14 protein-coding genes are annotated in these 19,475 nt (G+C 72.3%); 3 read left to right on the plus strand and 11 right to left on the minus strand.

Translation table 11 applies throughout. The features are described from left to right. The first annotated feature begins 58 nt into the window (after nt 1-58). Nucleotides 59-2,224: a protein translocase subunit SecD gene (gene secD, locus ACNNMR_RS41105; RefSeq protein ID WP_419999844.1), complete on the plus strand. Its 2,166-nt coding sequence runs from the start codon at nt 59-61 to the stop codon at nt 2,222-2,224. Here the strand turns inward: secD and ACNNMR_RS41110 are convergent. Beyond that, entirely contained in the window at nt 2,190-2,804 is a 615-nt protein-coding gene (locus ACNNMR_RS41110; protein ID WP_419999845.1) for a TetR family transcriptional regulator, read from the minus strand. The genes secD and ACNNMR_RS41110 overlap by 35 nt on opposite strands. 49 nt (nt 2,805-2,853) lie before the next feature. On the opposite strand from ACNNMR_RS41110, the gene ACNNMR_RS41115 reads away from it, so the two are divergent. After that, the gene (locus ACNNMR_RS41115; RefSeq protein WP_419999846.1) at nt 2,854-3,618 is read left to right on the plus strand and encodes an SDR family oxidoreductase; all 765 of its coding nucleotides are present in this window, start codon (nt 2,854-2,856) and stop codon (nt 3,616-3,618) included. On the opposite strand, the gene ACNNMR_RS41120 is transcribed toward ACNNMR_RS41115, so the two are convergent. The 4 genes from ACNNMR_RS41120 to ACNNMR_RS41135 form a co-directional block, all read right to left on the minus strand. Beyond that, complete coding sequence (locus tag ACNNMR_RS41120) at nt 3,615-5,699, minus strand: SpoIIE family protein phosphatase (RefSeq protein ID WP_419999847.1); 2,085 nt, start codon at nt 5,697-5,699, stop codon at nt 3,615-3,617. The two genes, ACNNMR_RS41115 and ACNNMR_RS41120, sit on opposite strands and share 4 nt — an antisense overlap. 129 nt (nt 5,700-5,828) lie before the next feature. Then, the gene (locus ACNNMR_RS41125; RefSeq protein WP_419999848.1) at nt 5,829-7,763 is read right to left on the minus strand and encodes a hypothetical protein; all 1,935 of its coding nucleotides are present in this window, start codon (nt 7,761-7,763) and stop codon (nt 5,829-5,831) included. 92 nt (nt 7,764-7,855) lie between these two features. Then, a complete protein-coding gene (locus ACNNMR_RS41130) occupies nt 7,856-8,395 on the minus strand; it encodes a PadR family transcriptional regulator (protein WP_419999849.1) in 540 nt (179 codons plus the stop codon). 12 nt (nt 8,396-8,407) lie between these two features. Further along, entirely contained in the window at nt 8,408-10,423 is a 2,016-nt protein-coding gene (locus ACNNMR_RS41135) for an FAD-dependent oxidoreductase (protein WP_419999850.1), read from the minus strand. Between the two features lie 157 nt (nt 10,424-10,580). Between ACNNMR_RS41135 and ACNNMR_RS41140 the strand changes: the two genes are divergently transcribed. After that, nucleotides 10,581-11,672, plus strand: a complete 1,092-nt coding sequence (locus ACNNMR_RS41140) for a hypothetical protein (protein WP_419999851.1) — start codon at nt 10,581-10,583, stop codon at nt 11,670-11,672. A gap of 64 nt (nt 11,673-11,736) precedes the next feature. Here ACNNMR_RS41140 and ACNNMR_RS41145 read toward each other — a convergent pair whose 3' ends face one another. Genes ACNNMR_RS41145 through ACNNMR_RS41170 form a run of 6 tightly spaced genes read right to left on the minus strand, consistent with a single transcriptional unit; the run spans nt 11,737 to nt 19,426 of the window. Further along, nucleotides 11,737-14,043 (minus strand): family 43 glycosylhydrolase, encoded by a 2,307-nt coding sequence (locus ACNNMR_RS41145; RefSeq protein WP_419999852.1) that lies wholly within the window; start codon nt 14,041-14,043, stop codon nt 11,737-11,739. Continuing rightward, nucleotides 14,043-15,506 carry a sulfatase-like hydrolase/transferase gene (locus ACNNMR_RS41150; RefSeq protein WP_419999853.1) on the minus strand — a complete coding sequence of 488 codons (1,464 nt, stop codon included), beginning with the start codon at nt 15,504-15,506 and terminating at the stop codon, nt 14,043-14,045. Before ACNNMR_RS41150 ends, ACNNMR_RS41145 begins: the two co-directional genes overlap by 1 nt. After that, on the minus strand, nt 15,503-16,522 hold the full coding sequence (locus tag ACNNMR_RS41155) for an aliphatic sulfonate ABC transporter substrate-binding protein (protein ID WP_419999854.1): 1,020 nt from the start codon (nt 16,520-16,522) through the stop codon (nt 15,503-15,505). The genes ACNNMR_RS41150 and ACNNMR_RS41155 overlap by 4 nt, the downstream gene beginning before the upstream one ends. A gap of 42 nt (nt 16,523-16,564) precedes the next feature. After that, nucleotides 16,565-17,350 carry an ABC transporter ATP-binding protein gene (locus tag ACNNMR_RS41160; RefSeq protein WP_419999855.1) on the minus strand — a complete coding sequence of 262 codons (786 nt, stop codon included), beginning with the start codon at nt 17,348-17,350 and terminating at the stop codon, nt 16,565-16,567. Then, entirely contained in the window at nt 17,347-18,165 is an 819-nt protein-coding gene (locus ACNNMR_RS41165) for an ABC transporter permease (protein WP_419999856.1), read from the minus strand. Before ACNNMR_RS41165 ends, ACNNMR_RS41160 begins: the two co-directional genes overlap by 4 nt. A 25-nt stretch (nt 18,166-18,190) precedes the next feature. Continuing rightward, on the minus strand, nt 18,191-19,426 hold the full coding sequence (locus ACNNMR_RS41170) for an ROK family protein (RefSeq protein ID WP_419999857.1): 1,236 nt from the start codon (nt 19,424-19,426) through the stop codon (nt 18,191-18,193). Nucleotides 19,427-19,475 lie beyond the last annotated feature (49 nt).

A 19,475-nucleotide genomic window follows, 5' to 3' on the forward strand; every position in this document is an offset into this window, starting at 1 on the left:
CCTGCTGGAGTCTGTCTTGAAACGTATCGCCCGAATCAGGGCTTTTATTGCCCTTGCCGTGATCGCGCTGTCCGTAGCCATCGCCGTCACCGTGCCCGTACGCCTGGGGCTCGATCTGCGCGGCGGCACCCAGATCGTGCTGGAGACCCGTTCCACCGACGCCGTCAAGGCCGACGGCGACGCCACCGACCGCACCCTGGAGGTGCTGCGCGGCCGCATCGACGCGCTCGGCGTCGCCGAGCCCACGCTCGTCCGCTCCGGCGACAACCGGATCATCGCCGAACTGCCCGGCGTGCAGGACCCGCGCAAGGCCGCGGGCGTCCTCGGCCGCACCGCGCAGCTGTCCGTCCATCCGGTGCTCGGCGCCGGCGCCGACACCCGGCCGCAGAAGGGCGAACGCGTGCTGGCCGACGACCGCGGCGAACGGCTGCGGCTGGCCCGCGCGGCGCTGAGCGGCCAGGACGTGAAGGGCGCCGAGGCCCGCTTCGAGCAGCAGAGCGGCGCCGGCTGGCAGGTGACGGTGGACTTCAAGAACGACAAGGGGTGGGCCGAGCTCACCGGAAAGGCCGCCTGCAAGCCGCCTGGTGACCCGCAGCGGCGGGTCGCGATCGTCCTCGACGACAAGATCATCTCGGCGCCCGAGGTCGACCCGTCCGTCGCCTGCGGCACCGGGATCGCCGGCGGCTCCACGCAGATCACCGGCAATTTCACCGACGAAACCTCCCGCGAGCTGGCCCTGCTGATCCACGGCGGAGCGCTCCCGGTGCCGGTGGAGACCGTCGAGCAGCGGACCGTCGGCCCGACGCTGGGGGCCGCGGCCATCGAGGCCAGCGCCTGGGCGGCCGTCATCGGCACCGCGCTCACCGCGGCCTTCCTCGCCGTCGTCTACCGCCTCCTCGGCGTCCTAGCCGTGCTCGCCCTGGTCTGCTACGGCGTCATCTCGTACGCCGGTCTCGCCGCCCTCGGCGCCACCCTCACCCTGCCGGGACTCGCCGGATTCGTCCTCGCCATCGGCATGGCCGTGGACGCCAATGTGCTGGTCTTCGAGCGCGCCCGCGAGGAGTACGGAGCGCGCCGGCGGCCGAGCGGCCGGTCGGCGCTGGCGGCCGGTTTCAAGGGGGCGTTCAGCGCGATCGCGGACTCCAACGTCACCACGCTCATCGCGGCGGGCCTGCTCTTCCTGCTGGCGTCGGGCCCGGTGCAGGGCTTCGGCGCCACGCTCGGCATCGGCGTCCTCGCATCCATGATCAGTGCCCTCGTGATCACCCGCGTGCTCGCCGAATACGCGGTGTCCACGGGCCGGCTGCGCCGCCGCCCATCGCTTACGGGCCTGACCACCCTCGGCCGGGTCCGCGACTATCTCACCCGCCGCAACCCGCAGTTGCTCCGCCGCCAGGCCCGCTGGCTCGCCGTGTCCGCCGTCGTGGTCGTGCTCGCGGGCGCGGGGATCGTGGTGCGCGGGCTGAACTATGGCGTGGAGTTCACCGGCGGTCGGCTGATCGAGTACTCGACCAGTGCCGACGTGACCCCCGACCGGGCGCGCTCCGCGCTCGCCGACGCGGGCTTCCCGCAGGCCGTCGTGCAGTCCTCCGGGGACAACCGGCTCACAGTGCGCAGTCACGAACTCACCAACGCCGAGGCCGCCAAGGTCACGGAAGCCGTCGAAGCGGCCGGCGGCGGAGCGCAGAAGGTCCGCGACGAACTGATCGGCCCGAGCCTCGGCGACGAGCTGCGCCGCAACGCCATCCTCGCCCTTGGCCTCGCCATCGGCGCCCAACTGCTCTACCTGGCCGCACGCTTCCGCTGGGCCTTCGGCGCGGGCGCGGTGGCCGCCCTCGCCCACGACGCGGTGATCCTCATCGGCCTCTTCGCCTGGCTCGGCAAGCCGATCGACGGCGTCTTCCTGGCCGCGCTGCTCACCGTGATCGGCTATTCCGTCAACGACTCCGTCGTGGTCTTCGACCGCGTCCGCGAGCTGGAGCGGAAGGACTACCAGGCCCCGCGCCGGCAGACCGCCAACCGCGCGATCCTCCAAACCCTCCCGCGTACGGTCAACACCGGCATGGGCGCCGCCTTCATCCTCACCGCACTCGCCATCCTGGGCGGCGACTCCCTGCACGACTTCGCCCTCGCCCTGCTGCTCGGCCTCGCCGTCGGCACGTACTCCTCGGTGATGACGGCAGTCCCGCTCAGCATCGAGCTGCGCGACCGAAGGAAGCGGTGAGCGCCTGGGCGATCAGGTCGGGCAGGTGGGTCCGCCCGTCGTCCTCGGCCCAGCGGGTCAGCGCCGTATGCATCGCGGCCAGGCAGGCGCTGGTCGCGGCCCGGGCGCGGAACTCGGCCTCGGCGTCGGTCGCGTCGAGGTCGAGGGCGTCGACGATGGCCTCTTGCATGGCGTACTGGGTGTCCAGGTGCCGGGCCCGGAGAGCCGGCGTCGCGACCATGAGCTGCAGGCAGTCCAGCAGGAACCGCTCGTTCGCCGCCGCGTCGTCCCCGCCACCGCTCAACGCCGTGGCCGCCTCGATGAGTGCGCCGCCGACGCGGCGTACCAGAGGGTCGGTCGGGGACGACGCGGCGACCCGTTCGGCGATGACTTCTGCGGGCTGGTCCAGCAGGACGAGGTCCTCCTTGGTGGGGAAGTGCCGGTAGACGGTCATCGCCGATACGCCGGCGGCCGCGGCGACATCGGCCACCGTCACGTCGGCATAGCCGCGGTCGGTGAACAGCCGCACCGCGTGGCCCTGGATCGCCAACCGCGTTTCGGACCGCTGCCGCTCCCGCAGGGTCGGTTTCCGCTCGCTCATGTGATAGACACTACCGCAATGTTAGTGACTAACACATGGGGTGGGTGGAATGAGTGGACTGACCGGCAGGACGGCTCTGGTGACCGGTGCCTCGCGCGGCATCGGGCAGGCGATCGCGGCCCGGCTCGCGGCTGAAGGCGCCATGGTCGTCGTGCACTTCGGTACGGACGAGAGCGGAGCCGCGGCGACGGTCGAGGGGATCGAGCGCGCCGGTGGGACCGCCGTCGCCGTCCGGGCCGAACTGGGCGTGGACGGCGACGTCGAGACGCTCTTCGCCGGGGTCGAAGCGGGCCTGGCCGGCCGCCCGCTCGACATCCTGGTCAACAACGCGGCGGCCGCACCCGCCGGCCCGCTCGGCACGACGACCCGGGCGGAGTTCGACCACCTCTTCGCGGTGAACGTGCGGGCCCCGTACTTCATCATCGAGCGCGCGCTGCCCCTGCTGCGCGACGGCGGCCGGATCATCACGATCTCGTCGGTGGCGACCCGGATGGCCAACGCCACCCAGACGTCCTTCGCCATGACGAAGGGCGCGATCGAGACGATGAGCAAAACCCTCGCCAACCAACTCGGACCACGCGGGATCACGGTGAACGCGGTCGCTCCGGGAGCCACCAAGACGCCCACCAACGGCGCCTTCTTCGACGTGCCGGGCCTCGCCGAGCAGATCGCCGCCATGACGGCGCTCGACCGGCTCGGCGGCCCCGACGACGTCGCGGAGGTGGTCGGCTTCCTCGCCTCCGACGCCGCCCGCTGGATCACCGGTCAGACGGTCGACGCGAGCGGGGGCCTGTTCCTCGGCCCACGCGCCTAGGCGCTGGGCACCCGGGCGGCCGGTGTCGCCGGGTGCTCGTGGAACTCGCCCCACGTCACCTTCCCGTCGCCCTGCGGCTGCACGCCCCAGGTGTCGGCGAGGGAGTCGAGGAGGAGGATGCCGCGGCCGGAGGCGGAGAGTTCGCCGGGGTGTTTGAGGTGGGGGAGGGTGGCGTCGTTGTCGGAGATGCGGAGGCTGAGGGTGCGGGTGCCGGGGGCGCCCATCACCGTGATGGAGACGGTGGCCGGGCTGTCGGTGTGCATCATGACGTTCGCGATCATCTCCGACAGGGCCAGCTCGGCCGCGTCCACCTGGTCGGTGTCCGCCCAGTCGTGGAGCATGCCGCGGAGTTGATGGCGGGCGTCGGAGATGCGCTGCTGCTCGGTCTGCGGCACCACCATGTGCGTATGGCGGCCCGCTCCCGCGGGCGGCGGGCTCGCGGTCGCGGTGCGCAGCAGCAGGAAGGCGATGTCGTCCTCGCGGCGGGCGGAGTGCGGGCCCGGGTTCTTGTACGCCTCCGGGCCGGTGGCCGAGGCCAGCACCGCGTCCGCGACCTCCTCGACGCCGGCGTCCGCGGTGGCGTGGAAGGCGGCCTGCAGCCGGGCCTGGCCGGTGTAGAGGTCGTGGCCGCCGTTCTCCACCAGGCCGTCGGTGCACAGCAGCATCGTCTCGCCGGGGGCGAGGACATGGCGGCTGACCGGGTAGTCGTCGAGGGGGGCGATGCCGAGCGGGATGCCGCCCTGGGTGGGGTGGATCAGCATCGTGCCGTCGGACAGCACCATCGCCGGGTCGAGATGGCCCGCGCGGGCCATCCGCAGCGCGTCGGTCGCCGGGTCGGCCTCCAGGTAGAAGCAGGTGGCGTAGCGGCGGTCGGGTTCGTCGGTGGAATCCAGGGTTTCCGCGCGCTCGTTGAGGCTCACGAGATAGCGGTTGGCGCGGCTGAGGACCGCGTCGGGGGCGTGACCCTCGACGGCGTACGCGCGGATGGCGACGCGCAGCTGGCTCATCAGCTCGGCGGCCCGTACGTCATGCCCCTCCACGTCGCCGATGACCAGGGCGAAGCGGCCTGAGGGCAGCGGAATGACGTCGTACCAGTCGCCGCCGATGCTCAGCCCGCCGTCGCCCGGGGCATAGCGCGCGGCCATGGACAGGCCAGGGATGTCGGGGAGATCCGGCGGCGCCATGGAGCGCTGCAGGCCGCCGGCCAGCTCCCGCTCGGAGTCCCGCACCTGCGTCCTGACCAGCGCGCGGGCGAGCATCCTGGCGACGGTGGTCAGCACCGAGCGCTGGTCGGCGGAGAACGGCGTGGGGTCCGGGAAGGCCGCCTCCCAGACCCCGGCCACGTCGTCGCCGTCGAAGAGCGGGAGGTACGCCCAGGACTGCATGTCCCCGTCGGCCGCGCCCCAGGCGTCGGGGAAGCGGGAGCGGTAGCTGTCGGGGCCCGGCAGGTAGATGGCGCGGCCGGCGCGGAGCACCGCGGTCGCGGGCGTCTCCGCGTCCAGGGGCACGTCCACGGCCCCGGCGTCCGCGTCCGCGCCGTGCGCGCCGACCAGCGCCAGCCGGCCGCCCTCGCCGCGGAAGACGGCCAGCCGGGCGGGCGCGAAGCCGGGCATCGCGAGGGAGCTCGCGACCCGTAGCACCTGGTCGGTGGAGGTGGCCTCGGCCAGGGCGCTGCCCGCGTCGAGGAGGAACGCCTCGCGGGCGAGCCCTGGCGGGTCGTCGGCGTACGGGGCCTGGCTCAGCGCCTCCTGGACGGTGCCGGCCGCTACGCGGGTGGGCCGCGGCCCGGTGATGGACAGCCGCACCCGCAGGGTGCGCAGCACGGAGCCGTCGGGCGCCGGGAGCCGCAGCCGCGATTCGGCGAGGACGCCGTCGACATGGGCGAGTTCCGCGACGCCGGCGAGCTGTGCCCAGTCGAGGGCGTCCAGCCGGGAGCGGACGTCCCCGAGGCCGAGCTCCGCCGCCCGCGGCGGCAGCCCGAGCAGCCGCGCGGCCTCCGCGTCCAGCGACACCACGTCTGTGGCTGCGTCCCAGCGCCACACTCCGGTGGCGAGGGCTGCGAGGGCCGCCGAGGTGTGCATTTGGATAGTTTATGACGAAAGCGTGGGTTTTGTGTTATGTGCTCGCGCATCCGGGCGCTCGGTCGGCCCCATGCGGGTGCCCGGTCGGCCCCGTGCGGGTGCCCGGGCAGCCCCCGTGCGGGCAGGCGGCTAGTCCCATGCGGGCGGGCGGCGGTCCTCGGGCTCGGGGCGGCGGTCCTCGGGTTCCGGGCGCCGGTCCTCGGGCTCGGGGCGTACGGGGCCTGGCCGCGCGTCCTCCGGCTCCGGGCGGCGCGCGGACTGGAGCTCCGCGGCGGCGGCTCCCGGCACCGCCCGCGGCTGCGGCGGCATTCCCGCGTACACCCGGCCGTCGATCAGCGTGGGTGCGCGCAGGCCGACGCCCAGTTCCGCGCCTCTGACCTCGTGCCGGGTGTGCCACTCCTGTTTACGGAGCGCCTCGTCGAGCTCCCAGCGCAGGAGTGCGGTGCGGGCCCGTAATGCGGCGAAGACCGGCGCCGGCGGGTCCGGCCAGGTGAGGGCGTGTCGCAGACAGATGCCGTGGCTGGTCTCGTAGCGGCGGGCGCGCTCCGTGTCGTACAGGACCGCGGTCAGCAGCTCGCGCTGCCGCCGCACGGCGAGCGCCTCTTCGCGGCAGGCGCGGCAGCGGCGGCTGTCCGGGCCGTGCAGCAGCCGCTCGGGCGCCGCGCGGCGCGCGCCGCCGCCCTGACGTCGCAGCAGGTGGAAGCGGGTGAACCTGGCCTTCCAGACGGCGGCGTTCGCGGCGGTGATGACGGCGAGGTTGGGCCCGCCGTCGGCGGCGAGGTCGTGCAGGTGCCGGCCGCACAGCGCGGAGTCCTCACCGTCCGGCGGCTCGGGCCCGGCCCAGGCGGCCCAGCGCAGCAGCCGGCGCGCTGCCCGGTGCTCGGCGAGGCACAGCGGGCAGCAGTCGAGGCGCAGGTCGGCGTCGACGCGGTCGAGCACGGAGCGCTGCTGCCGGCGGTCCTCCTCGTCGACGAGGGGGTCGAGGGCGCGGTGCAGGCGGGCACGGATGGGGGCGTCGGGGTCAGGCCCGGCAATCCACTCGAGGTCGTCGGCCGCGGACCAGCCCGGGTCGTCCATCCGTGCGCGGGAGGGGGCATGCGGGCCGGTCTCGGCGCGGGCGTACGGGCCGGTCCCTGCGCGGGCGTGCGGGTCGGTCTCGGCGCGGGCGTGCGGGTCGGTCTCGGCGCGGGCGTGCGGGTCGGTCTCGGCGCGGGCGTGCGGGTCGGTCTCGGCGCGGGCGTGCGGGTCGGTCTCGGCGCGGTCGTGCGGGTCGGTCTCGGCGCGGGCGTGCGGGTCGGTCTCGGCGCGGGCGTGCGGGTCGGTCTCGGCGCGGTCGTGCGGGCCGGTCCCTGCGCGGTCGTACGGGCCGGTCCCGGCACGGGCATGCGGGCCGGTCCCGGCACGGTCATACGGGCCGGCACCGACGCGGTCATCCACGACAGTCCCGGCGGGCTCGCCCGCCCCGGTCCCGGCGCGGAGGTCTGCCGCGGCCTCAGCGGCGCCGTCCGCCCGCGCCCGCTCCCGCTCCCGCGCCGCGAAGCGCTCCACGACCGCCTCGGCGACCCTGACACCCTCCTCCGCGGGCAGCGCGGCCGCCGCGGCGGCCAGGTGCGGCACGCACACCGCGCCGCCCGTCACCGCCGCGAAGACCGGCGCCCGGTCCAGCGCGCGCAGCAGCACCGTGCGCGCCCGCGCGGCCGCTCGCGTGCCGCACACGCAGGCCGGGCAGGCGTGCGGGGCGGGGCGCCGCGCCGGGACGGCGAGCAGGCGCAGGCCGCCGTCCAGCGCCAGGTCGTACAGCTGCGGCAGCAGCCACGCGGCGGAGGCCGGATCGCCGAGCAGGTGCCGCGTGTGCGGCGGACACAGACCCATGGAGGCGCGGATGCGGGTGCGGCCGGCGGCCTCGGTGCGGCTGTGGTGGGTGTAGTAGCGCAGCCAGCGCGCCACCGCGTCATCGCGTTCCGCGCAGGCGGCGCACGGCCCGGCCGCGAGCAGGTGCTCGGCGTCGCGCTGGGCGTGCGGGGAGCGGGTGGGTCTGTTGACGAGTGCCGGCAGCCGGTTCATGGCTGGCTTCCTCACCGGGGAGCGGGGTGTCCGACGACGCGCGTGTGGGTCAAGTGTGCCCCGGAGGCGCCCAGTTCGGCACCGGCGCGCACTCAGCTCTCCGGACGCTCCGGCGGAATCCGGCGCGCCGCGTCCGACAGCCACTTGATCCAGAATGTCTCCGCCTCGATGCCGCCCCGCAGCACCAGGTGCTGCAGCTCGTCGCCGGAGCCGCCCGGCGGAAAGTCGCGGGCCTCGATCGCCTCGTACTCCGCGAGCTGCGCGCGATGCAGCGCGAGATGGCGCTGGATCTCCGCGGCGAGGCCCGCCGTGCCCACGATGGCCGCGGCCCGCAGCCGCAGCCCGAGCGGGTCGCGCATCGGCCGCGGGTCCTCGGAGCGGCCGACCCAGGCCGTCAGCTCGTCCCGGCCCGCGGGCAGCACCTGGTACTCCTTGCGCTGCCCGCGCGCCGGCTGCGCGGACGGCAGCTCGCTGATCAGCCCGGCGCCCTCCAGCTTGCCCAGCTCGCGGTAGATCTGCTGGTGCGTCGCCGACCAGAAGTAGCCGATCGACTTGTCGAAGCGGCGGGCCAGCTCGAGCCCCGACGACGGCTTCTCTAGCAGGGCCGTCAGGATCGCGTGCTGGAGGGACATGACCGCATCCTGTCAGAGTGCCGCGGCAACCTCGGTGCCCTGCCGGATGGCCCGCTTCGCATCCAGCTCCGCCGCCTCGTCCGCGCCGCCGATGAGATGCGGCGTACGGCCCGCGGCCGTCAGCTCCGCGTACAGGTCCCGGCGCGGCTCCTGCCCCGCGCACAGCACCACCGTGTCGACCTCCAGGACCCGGGACTCGCCATCCACCGTGATGTGCAGCCCGGCGTCATCGATCCGGTCGTACGACGCGCCCTTCACCATCTCCACCCCGCGCTGCCGCAGTTCGGTCCGGTGGATCCACCCGGTGGTCTTGCCCAGCCCCGCGCCCACCTTCGACGGCTTGCGCTGCAGCAGGTGCACCGAGCGCGGCGCCCGCGAGCGCTGCGGCTCGGTGAGGCCGCCGGGCGTCGTATAGCCGGTGTCGACGCCCCACTGGCGAAAGAACACCTCCGGCTTGAGGCTCGCCTCCTCGCCCTCGTCCGTAAGGAATTCGGCGACATCGAAGCCGATCCCGCCCGCCCCGACGACGGCGACCCGCTCGCCGACCGCCGCGCCGTCGCGCAGCACGTCGAGGTAGCCGAGCACGCTCGGGTGGCCGACGCCCTCGATCTCGGGCACCCGCGGGGTGACGCCGGTGGCGACGACGACCTCGTCGAAGTCCGCGAGCTGCTCGGCGGTGGCGTACGTGCCGAGGCGCAGCTCGACGCCGTGCTCGGCGAGCTGGGTGCGGAAGTAGCGCAGCGTCTCGTCGAACTCCTCCTTGCCGGGGATGCGGCGGGCGATGTTCAGCTGCCCGCCGATCTTGTCGTCGGCGTCGAAGAGGGTGACGGCGTGGCCGCGTTCGGCCGCGCTCACCGCGCAGGCCAGCCCGGCCGGCCCGGCGCCGACGACCGCGACCGACTTGACCGTCCGCGTGGGGGAGAGGACCAGCTCGGTCTCGCGTCCGGCGCGCGGGTTGACCAGGCAGGAGGCGATCTGGCCGCTGAAGGTGTGGTCGAGGCAGGCCTGGTTGCAGCCGATGCAGGTGTTGATGGCGTCGGCCCGCCCGGCTGCCGCCTTGGCGACGAAGTCGGCGTCGGCGAGGAAGGGCCGGGCCATGGAGACCATGTCGGCGCTGCCGTCGGCGAGGACCTCCTCGGCCTTCTCCGGGGTGTTGATGCGGTTGACCGCGATCAGCGGCACGGAAACCTCGCCCATCAGCCGCTTGGTCACCCAGGAGTAGGCGGCGCGCGGCACGGACGTGGCGATGGTGGGGATACGGGCCTCGTGCCAGCCGATGCCGGTGTTGATGATGGTCGCGCCGGCCGCCTCGACGGCCTTGGCGAGCGTGACGACCTCATCGAAGGTGGAGCCGCCCGGCACCAGGTCGAGCATCGACAGCCGGTAGATGATGATGAAGTCGGCGCCCACCCGCTCCCGCGTCCGGCGCACGATTTCGAGGGGGAAGCGGATCCGGTTCTCGTACGAGCCGCCCCACTCGTCGTCGCGGTGATTGGTCCGGGACGCGATGAACTCGTTGATCAGATAGCCCTCGGAGCCCATGATCTCGACACCGTCGTACCCGGCCCGCTTGGCCAGCTCGGCGGCGCGGACGAAGTCCTCGACGGTCTGCTCGACCTCTTCGGTGGTCAGCGCGTGCGGCTCGAAGAAGTTGATCGGCGCCTGCAGCGCGCTGGGCGCGACCAGGCCCTCGTCGTACGCGTACCGGCCGAAGTGCAGGATCTGCATCGCGATCTTGCCGCCCGCCTCGTGGACGGCGTCGGTGACCTGGCGGTGCTCCTCCGCCTCCGCCTCGGTCGTCATCTTCGCGCCGCCGCCGTACGGGCGCCCCGCGTCATTCGGCGCGATGCCGCCGGTGACGATCAGCCCGGCGCCGCCGCGGGCGCGCTCGGCGTAGAAGGCGGCGAGCCGCTCGAAGCCGTTCTCCGCCTCCTCCAGGTTCAGGTGGAGGGAGCCCATGAGGACGCGGTTGCGCAGCGTCGTGAAGCCGAGGTCCAGGGGGCGGAGCAGGTGCGGGTAAGCCGTCATGGTGCTCTTTGTAGCGGCCGCCACCTGGGTTATGCAACAAGTTGCAGAACCGGGGTGGCGCGACTCACACGGCCGCGGCATGCGGTGTGCCCATTGACCCTTTGCTCCCGCCGGGTCACGGTTACGGCCTCAATGGCAGTGCGTGAAAGGGGAGTTCATGCGAAGACGGCATTTTGTAGGCGGGGTGCTCGGTGCGGCCGGGGCGGTCGCGTTCGGTTCCGTGGGCGCGGCGCGGGCCGCGGCGGGGGCGTGGGAGCAGATGGCCGCGCCCGACGGGCAGCCGGCAGCGGTGCTGAACGCCGTGGCGGCGGGCGGCCAGGCCGCCGCCTGGGCCGTGGGGGAGGAGGCCCGCAGCGGCGGGACCCGCGGACGCCCGCTGGCGCTGCACTGGAACGGCAGCAGCTGGTCGCGCACCGGCGTCCCGGCCTTTCCCGGCAGCCTGCGCACCGTGGCAAGCGGCGCACCGGACGCCGCCTGGGCCGTCGGCTACGACACCACAGGGGCCGACCACCTGCTGTCCTTCACCGGCACCGACTGGCGGGAGACCACCTTCCCCGGCCGCGGCGAGGCCGGCACCGAGCTCTACGGAGTCGCCACCCACGGCGGCGAGGTGTGGGTTTCCGGCCGCTACAGCGGCGGCTCCTGCCTGCTGCACTTCGACGGCAGCAGCTGGCGCTGGACGCCGCCGCTGCCCGGCGGCGCCGCCCCCGCCCTCTGGTCCGCGTACACCGCCCGCGACGGCAGCGCCTGGGTCGGCGGCGACGCCGTCGCCCGCTTCGACGGCAGCAGCTGGCAGCCGCTGCCCGCGCTCCCGGGTCTCCGGCCAGTCGCCACCGGCGTGCTGCCCCTGTCCGCGACCGACGTCTGGGTGACCGGCCACGACTACGGCATCGGCGGCCCGCCCGGCAAGCCGCCCAGCGTCCTGCTCCTGCACTACGACGGCAGCGCCTGGACCAAGGTCGCCACCCCGTTCACCGTCGGCTCGCTGTCCGGCATCGCCGCGGCCGCCGACGGGCAGCCCGCCTTCATCTCCGGGTGGGACTTCTGGGACGACACCAGCGCGCACTACCTCCGCTGGGAGGCGGGAAACTGGGTCACCGTCCGCGGCCCGGCCGCACCCAGCGGGAAGGCGGCGATGATGAACGGAATCGCGCGTATCCCCGGCACCGGGGACTACCTCTCCGTGGGCACCGACGCCTCCTCCCCGTTCCCGCCGGCGCAGCTGCGCATCGAGCGATACGAGGCGTGAGCCGCCCCTGACACGTGCTGGGGGCGCAGATCGCGGTCTCCGCCCCCAGCACGATCCGCGCAGGTCAGCCCGCGTACGTCCGCACGTACTCGAAGCGCGCGGTCGCCCCTTCCTTGCCCATCGAGATCAGCCCGAGCTTCAGCTCCTCGGTGCCGGGCAGCGTCCAGGTGCCGTTCCAGACCCAGTGCTTGCCGTCGCGGCTGGTGGCGGCGCGCACCTCGGTCTCGCCGTTCGCCGGGTCGGTGTGCTTGCGCAGCCGCAGCCACATGGTGTCGGCGGTCGGGCCGCCGTACATCGGCGCGGCGGCCACCGGCTGCGGCGGGTCGGTGGTGGGCCGCGGGCCCTCCTTGCCGAACTCGCTGTTGTGCAGCACCTTGCCCTCGCGATGCCGGACGGGCTCGACCGCGTGCACGTTCTTGAAGAACCGGTCGTCGCCGGCGTAGAGGATGAGACCGGCCTGCTGGCCCGCCTTGTCCGGGGTGAAGTGCAGCTTCGTCTCCACCGTGTAGTCGCCCTTGGGGGCGTTACGGGTGAGGACCGACGCCGTGTTCTTCTTCAGCGCCAGGTCGGCTTCCTGGGACGGCCAGCTCAGCGCGCCGTCGCCTACCGAGGCCCCGGCCGCCGGGTCGCGTACCCAGGACCAGTCCTTGCCCGGCTGCCCGGCGCTCGTGAACTCGTCGCTGTAAGCGGGCAGCAGCGGGCCCGGCCGCGGGTCGGCGGCGCGCTTGGTCACCGGGGTGTGGAGGCGTGCGGCGCCGACGTTGTCCGCCGCGGTGGCGCCGCCGCGGGCGGCCGTGCCTACGCGACCGGCGCGGGCCGCCTCGCCGGGGACCTTGCGCTCCTGCCGGGCGACCGGGTCGCCGAGCCGGTCCTCGCTGATCTCCGCTGTGAGCCGGGTGCCGCGCAGCTCGGCGGTGACGGTGTGCCACTGGTCCCAGTCGAAGCCGTCCGGCAGCGCCGTGGCCTCGGCGCCGCGGCTGCGGCCGCCGACGACCGCCTCCGTCACCAGCGCGCCCTTGTCGCGGTCCAGCCAGGCCGCGAGGTAGTTGCGCGGGTCGCGGTAGCCGAAGACGACCGCGGCGGCGCCGGACGAGGAGGCGACCTTGAGGTCGGCCTCGGCCCGCACCGCCGCGGGGGCGGAGCCGTCGGCGAGGAGGAAGCCGGGGTCCGCGGCGCCGGTGCGGGTCGTGTGCCCGCGGGCGTCCGGGTCCTTCGCCGCCTTCCAGGCCCCGGCGCCCGTGGCGTGCCAGCCGTCCAGCGATCCGTCGTCGCCGAAGGAGCCGCCCACGTCCCACTCGGCGACGGGCGCCTGCTGCCTGCCCTCGGACGCGCCCTTGGCCGCCCGCAGCACCGGCCACCCGCCGATCCAGTCGAGCCGGTCGATCAGCATCGGGCGGCGGGTGAGCTGGCGGTCGGGCAGGTCGGGGAAGCGGTCGAGGTCGGGGTCGTCGGCCGGGATGGCGTGGTAGACCATCCAGTCCTGTCCGGCCAGGTCCGTCTGTACGGAGTTGTGGCCCGGCCCGATCCAGCGGTTGCCATTGCCGCCCGCCACGATCGCGCCCTTGCTGGTGGGTGCGGTCAGCTCGGTGCCCTCGTCGTCGGTGAACGGGCCGAGCGGGCTGGTCGAGCGGCCGGCCTTCACCTGGTAGCCGCTGTACGCGCCGTCGCAGCAGCCCGCGTCGGAGTAGAGGAGGTAGTAGTAGCGGCCGTGGCGGACCACGTAACCGCCCTCCATGCGGCTGCCGGCGGCGACCTCGGTGACGTCACCCTCGATCCGCGTGCGGTCCTTGTTCAGCTTGGCCGCGCAGATGGTGTCGTAGCTGCCCCAGTAGAGGTACGCCGTGCCGTCGGTGTCAGTGAAGGACGCCTGGTCGATGTTCCCCGTGGCGCAGCCGCTCGGCTTCGGCAGCATCGAGCCCTCGTCGGTCCACGGTCCTGTGGGCGTGGGCGCGGTGGCGAGGCCGACGGTGTTCTTGCCGGGGACGGAGTAGCTGAGCTGGTATTTACCGCCCGAGTAGCGGACGTCGGGGGCCCACAGCCGCGAGCCCTCGTGCCATCCCGGCTGCGTGTCCTTCGCGAAGACCTCGCCCGCGTACTCCCAGTGCGCCATGTCCTTGGACTTGAGGATCGGCAGCATCCGCTCGCGGTTCTCGCCCTTGCTCTGGAAGACCGGATTCTGGGTGCCGTACGCGTACCAGAAGCCGTCCTTGCCGCGGATGATCGCCGGGTCGGGGAAGGTGTCGACGACACCGGCGGTGACGTCGTTGGCATACGTGTTGTTACCGGCCGCGCCTGCCGGCGCCGCCAGCAGAGGTGCCGTCAGCGCGCCGATGAGCGCAGCTGTCCGTATAAGGCCTTTGGGACCTCGCATCAAGTGCCTTCCGTCTCGAAGGAGCTCAGGGTGGGGTCGTAATCCAGCGCGCCGATGTCGTACATCGGCGTCATCCAGTGGAAGAAGTTGTCGCCGCGCTCGCGCAGCAGGTCGTACAGGCGGCGCATCATCCGGCGGCGGACGTCGTGCAGTTCGGGGTGCTCGTAGCGGTTGCTGAGCTCGTGCGGGTCGGTGTGCAGGTCGTAGAGTTCGTTGACCGACTCCGGGTTGACGACGAGCTTGTAGCGGTCGTCGCGGAGCATCCGCTGCGGATACGGGAAGTGGTGCCCGTGGAACTCCGCCAGCAGCTCGGCCGGCCACTCCGGGCGCTCGCCGCCGACGATCGGCACCAGCGAGCGGCTGTCGGTGGCGGGTTCGGTGTCGCAGCCGGCCAGCTCCAGGATGGTCGCCGTCATGTCGGTCAGCGACACGAACTCGTCGCGGACCTGCGGCTCCTGGCCCGGGATGCGGATGATCCCGGGGATGCGGTAGATGTCCTCGTACATCGCCGGCCCCTTGTCGTGCAGCCGGTGGGCGCCGGTGAACTCGCCGTGGTCGGCGGTGAAGAAGACGGAGGTGTCGTCGGCGAGGCCGAGCTCCTCCATCCGCGTCAGGATGCGGCCGATCTGCTCGTCGATGAGCGTCACATAGCCCCAGTAGACGGCGATGAGCTTTCGCGTGACCTCAATCGGCATGGTGTCGAAGGTCCAGTGATCGCTGTAGTTGCGCTGGACGGGGGGCTTGCCCTCGAAGGTCTCGGCGATCGACGGCGGCAGCTCGACCAGCTCCGGGTCGTACATGTCGTAGTAGGAGTCGGGGAGCAGATACGGCAGGTGCGGGCCGAAGAAGTGGGTGGCCAGGTAGAAGGGACGGCCGTCCGCGGCGAACTTCTCCAGCTGCTCGATGGCGCGGGTGGCCAGGTAGTACTCGAAGGTCGCCTCGACCGGCTGGTGGAGGCGGGCGGCGAGGAGGTTGCCCTGGTTGCCGTTGGGGGTCGTGCCGCGGACGAGGTCGCTGATGCGGTACGGGGGGAGGTCGTTCTCGTCCAGATACGCCAGGTAGTCCGGGTGGTCGACCGGGTTGTGCCAGCCGGGCAGGTCGGGGCCCTCGAAGCCGTACGAGGCGGCGTTCCGCCGCGTACCGCCGTGCCACTTCCCGATGAGACCGAGCTGGTAGTCGCGCTCGGCGAGCGCCTCCGGGAACGTAAACGCGTCTTCGCGCAGGTCCTCCAGATAGCCGACATTGCGCTCGTAGTTGGCGAGGAGGCGGTGCCGGAAGGGGGCCTGGCCGGTGAGCAGGCTGGCCCGCGCCGGGGTGCAGATCGCGGTGGGCGTGTAGAAGCGGTCGAAGCGGGTGCCGGTGGCGGCGAGGCGGTCGAGGTTCGGGGTGGCGACGTGCGGATTTCCGTAACAGCCAAGGGTGTCGACCCGATGCTGGTCGGTCATCAGGAAGAGCAGGTTCACTTGCCGGCAGCCTTTGTGTAGAGATCGGCAGTGTAGAAGTCGGCGGCCTTGGGCTTTTCCTTGAGCTGGCCGGTTTTGACGAAGAAGTCGCTCATGCCGTCGAGCCACTTCTCGACGGTGCCGTCCTTGGTCTTGGCGACGAGGTCGTCGGTGGTCATGATCTTCACGTTCTTGGCGTCCGCGGCGACCTTGTCCTCGGAGATCTTGAGCATCTTGGCGGAGAGCTTGATCGACTCTTCGTAGTTCTGCTCGCGCCAGTCGTTGGCCTCCTGGAGCACCTTCAGGACCTTCGAGACGGTGGCGTCGGAGACCTTCTGGCCGGACACGAAGGCCGTCGGGAAGTTGCTGTCCGGCAGATCGCGGGTGCTCGCCACCTCCTCCAGCTTCGGCACCTTCTCCTTCATGGTGTCGACCAGCGGGTAGAAGATGCCGGCGCCGTCGATCTTGCCGGAGGAGAAGGCGGAGACGACGGTCGGCGGATCCATGGGGATCTTCTTGATGTCCTTCATGGTCATCCCGGCATCCTGGAGCGCCAGGTTGAGGATCATCTCGCCCGAGGTCCCCTCGGGCACGCCGATGCGCTTGCCGCGCAGGTCCTTGATGGTCTCCAGACCTGGCTGGCCGATGACGCGGTCGGCATAGGTGAGCGTGTTGATCGCGACGATCCTCGACTTGCCCGAGGCGGGCAGCCACATGGCGCCGGGGCCGATGTAGCCGAAGTCGAGGTCTCCGGCGTTCAGCGCCTGAATCTGGATGGGGCCGTTGGAGAACGACGTGACGTCGACGGTGAGACCGTGCTTCTTCCAGAGCCCCAGCTTGTCGGCCACGGCGAGCAGGCTGACGCCGTTGTAGTCGGAGATATAGCCGAACTTGATGCTGCTGTCGGCTTTACCGCCGCCACCGCCCCCACTGCCGGGACCCGTGCTGGTCTTGGAGTTGGAGCACGCGGACATTACGGGGAGTGATAGAGCGGTTGCGGAGAGTGCGGTAAGGAAACCGCGGCGGGTCACGCTCATGGCGCGTAGGTCCTTTCGGGTGGAAGGAAGTTTCGTGGGGCCTCAGGCCGCGACGGCGTCCTGCGGCTCGTCCTGGTGGTAGACGGCGTGCCAGACCTCGTTACGGATCCGGGCGAACTCGGGCGACAGGCGCATCTCTTCGGTACGGGGGTACGGCAGGTCCACGTCGATAACGCGGAAGATCCGGCCCGGACGGGCGGCCATGACGATCACCCGGCGGGCCAGATAGACGGCCTCATCCACGTCGTGGGTGATGAACATGACGGTGCGCTTCTTCTGTGTCCAGGTATCCAGGAGCTGGTCCTGCAGCTGGATGCGGGTGAGCGCGTCGAGGGCGCCGAACGGCTCGTCCATGAGCAGCACTTCGGGGTCCACGGCGTAGGCGCGGGCGATGGCGCAGCGCTGCTTCATGCCGCCGGAGAGGGCCTTGGGGAGTGCGTCGGCGAAGTCGGTGAGGCCCACGAGGTCGATGGCCTGCTGGGCGCGCTTGCCGCGCTCCTCGGCCGAGAGCCCGGCGAGCTTCAGCCCGAACTCGACGTTGCCGCGCACCGTGAGCCACGGGAACAGCGCGTACTGCTGGAAGATCACGCCGCGCTCCGGCCCCGGTCCGGTCACGGGCGCGCCATCGACCTCGACCGTCCCGCCGTCCGGGGTCACCAGGCCGGCGGCCATGCCCATGAGCGTCGACTTGCCGCACCCGGACGGGCCGACGACGGTCACGAACTCCTGGTCCTCGATCTCCAGCGATACGTCGTCGAGGGCGGTGAAGACGGAGTCCTTCATCTCGAAGGTCTTGGTGACGTTCTGGAACGAGATCTTGCTGTTCATCGGGTCTCCTGCCAAGCGGTCAGACGGCGCTCGGCGAAGAGCAGCCCTCGGTCCATGACCAGGCCGATCACGCCGATGGTGATGACGCCCACGACGATCGTGGGCATGTCGTAGTAGGTCTGGGCGTTCATCATCGACTGGCCCACGCCGGACTCCGCGCCCACCATCTCGGCGGCCACCACGGTCGCCCACGCCGATCCGAGGCCGATCCGCATGCCGACCAGGAGGAACGGCACGGACGCCGGCATGACGACCTTCAGGAAAATGACCCAGTCGGAGGCGCCCAGTACCCGGGCCGCGTTGATCAGCGTCCGGTCGACGTTCGTCACGCCCTGGAACGCGGCCACCACCGTGGCCATGAAAGCCGCGATGGAGATGACGAAGACCTTCGGGGTCTCGCCGATGCCCATCAGCATGATGGCGAGCGGGATGATTGCCAGCGGCGGGATCGTGCGGAAGAACTGGATGTACGGCTCCAGCAGCCCACGGGCCACCGGATACCAGCCCATCAGGAAGCCGAGGGGTATCGCGACCACGTTGCCGATCAGGAACCCCAGGAATACGCGCTGCAGGCTGGCGCCGGCGTTGTCGAAGAGCTGACCGTCACCGATCATCTCCCCGGCACGGGGCAGGACATCGCCGGGCCCCGGAAAGTCCCCGATCATCCCGAGCCCGGCCCCGATGTTCCAGATGACCATGCCGATGGCGAGCGCTATCAGGTTGAGCACGAGGGCCGGAACCCGCCGCTTCTTCCCGCGGACCGGCGCCGCCGCGCCCGTGGCCTTCTCATCCTCCGGTGCGGTGATCACAGCCATGTCCGCTCCGTATGCCTCGATATCTTCACGACTGGTCCTCCACTTCGGAGTCCGGCGACGCCGCCGGATAGCGGGAGAGCAAGGGGGATTCGTGCAGGACGAGGGCGATGGCGCCCAGCGCGCCGCCCGATTCGTCGATGGCCGCCCGGCGCAGGTCCACGCGGTGCCGGGCGATGGGCTGGATGTGCTCGGTGAGGGCGCGCTCGACGGGGTCGAGGAGCGCGGCGCCCGCGCCCGCCACCTCGCCGCCGAGGACGATGACGCCGGGGCCGATGGCGTTGCAGGTGGCGGCGAGCACCTCGCCCACGGCCGTACCGACGCGGTCGAAGACACCGCGCGCGGGTGCGTCGCCCGCCTCCACGGCGGCGATCAGCGAGGGGAGATCTGCCGCGTCGCAGCCCGCGTCCCGGGCGGCTTCGAGTACGGCCCCGGCCGAGGCCACGGTCTCCAGGCACCCGGTGCCGCCGCATTCGCACGGCCGCCCGTCCGACCCCGGCTCTACGGTGATGTGCCCGAACTCGCCGGAAAGGCCGTACGCGCCGCGGTGCAGCGAGCCGCCGACGATGAGTCCGCCGCCGACGCCGTACGACATCTTCAGATACAGCACGTCCTCGTCACCGGCCGCCGCGCCCCAGGTGGCCTCGGCGAGCGCGGCGAGGCGGGTGTTGTTGTCCACGAGGACCGGCACGCCGAAGCGCTTCGCCAGCAGCCCCGGCAGCCCGTCGCTGTCGCCCGCCCTGGTGGCTTCCTCGCCGGGCGCGCCGACCGGGCCGACGACACCGACGCCGATGGCGCTGAGCGAGGAGAGCCGCAGCGCGCCCTGACCGCGTCGGCCGAGGGTGCCGACCAGGCGCTCGGCGAGGTCGATGCGCTCTTCCCACGGCAGGTCGGGGGCGTGTGCCTCGCTTGCCGAGCCGATCACCTCGTGGGCGACGTTGACCGCGGCGACGTGCACCGCGCGGCGGGCGAAGTCGATGCCGAGCGCCTGGCCTGCCTCGGGGTTGAGGGTGAGCTTCTCCACCGGGCGGCCGCGGCCGCGCTTGCCGGACGCGTCCGTCGCGGGGGCGGCGGTGGCCACGGCGGCGCTGTCGACGAGGGCGGCGACGATGTCGTAGAGCGTGGTGCGCGACAGGCCGCTCAGCCGGCCGAGTTCGGCGCGGCTGAGCGGGCCGTGCTTGCGCAGCAGGCCGAGGACGAGGGATTCGTGACCGCGGCGCAGGCGTGCGAGCGGACCGTCGGGTTGTGGCATGCCGCACAGCATGCGAAGGGTCGAGGTTTTATGTCAACAGCTCGGAATAAACTCTTCACAC

Source organism: Streptomyces boninensis (genome assembly GCF_048572725.1).
In the GTDB taxonomy this organism is placed as follows: Bacteria; Actinomycetota; Actinomycetes; order Streptomycetales; family Streptomycetaceae; genus Streptomyces; species Streptomyces boninensis.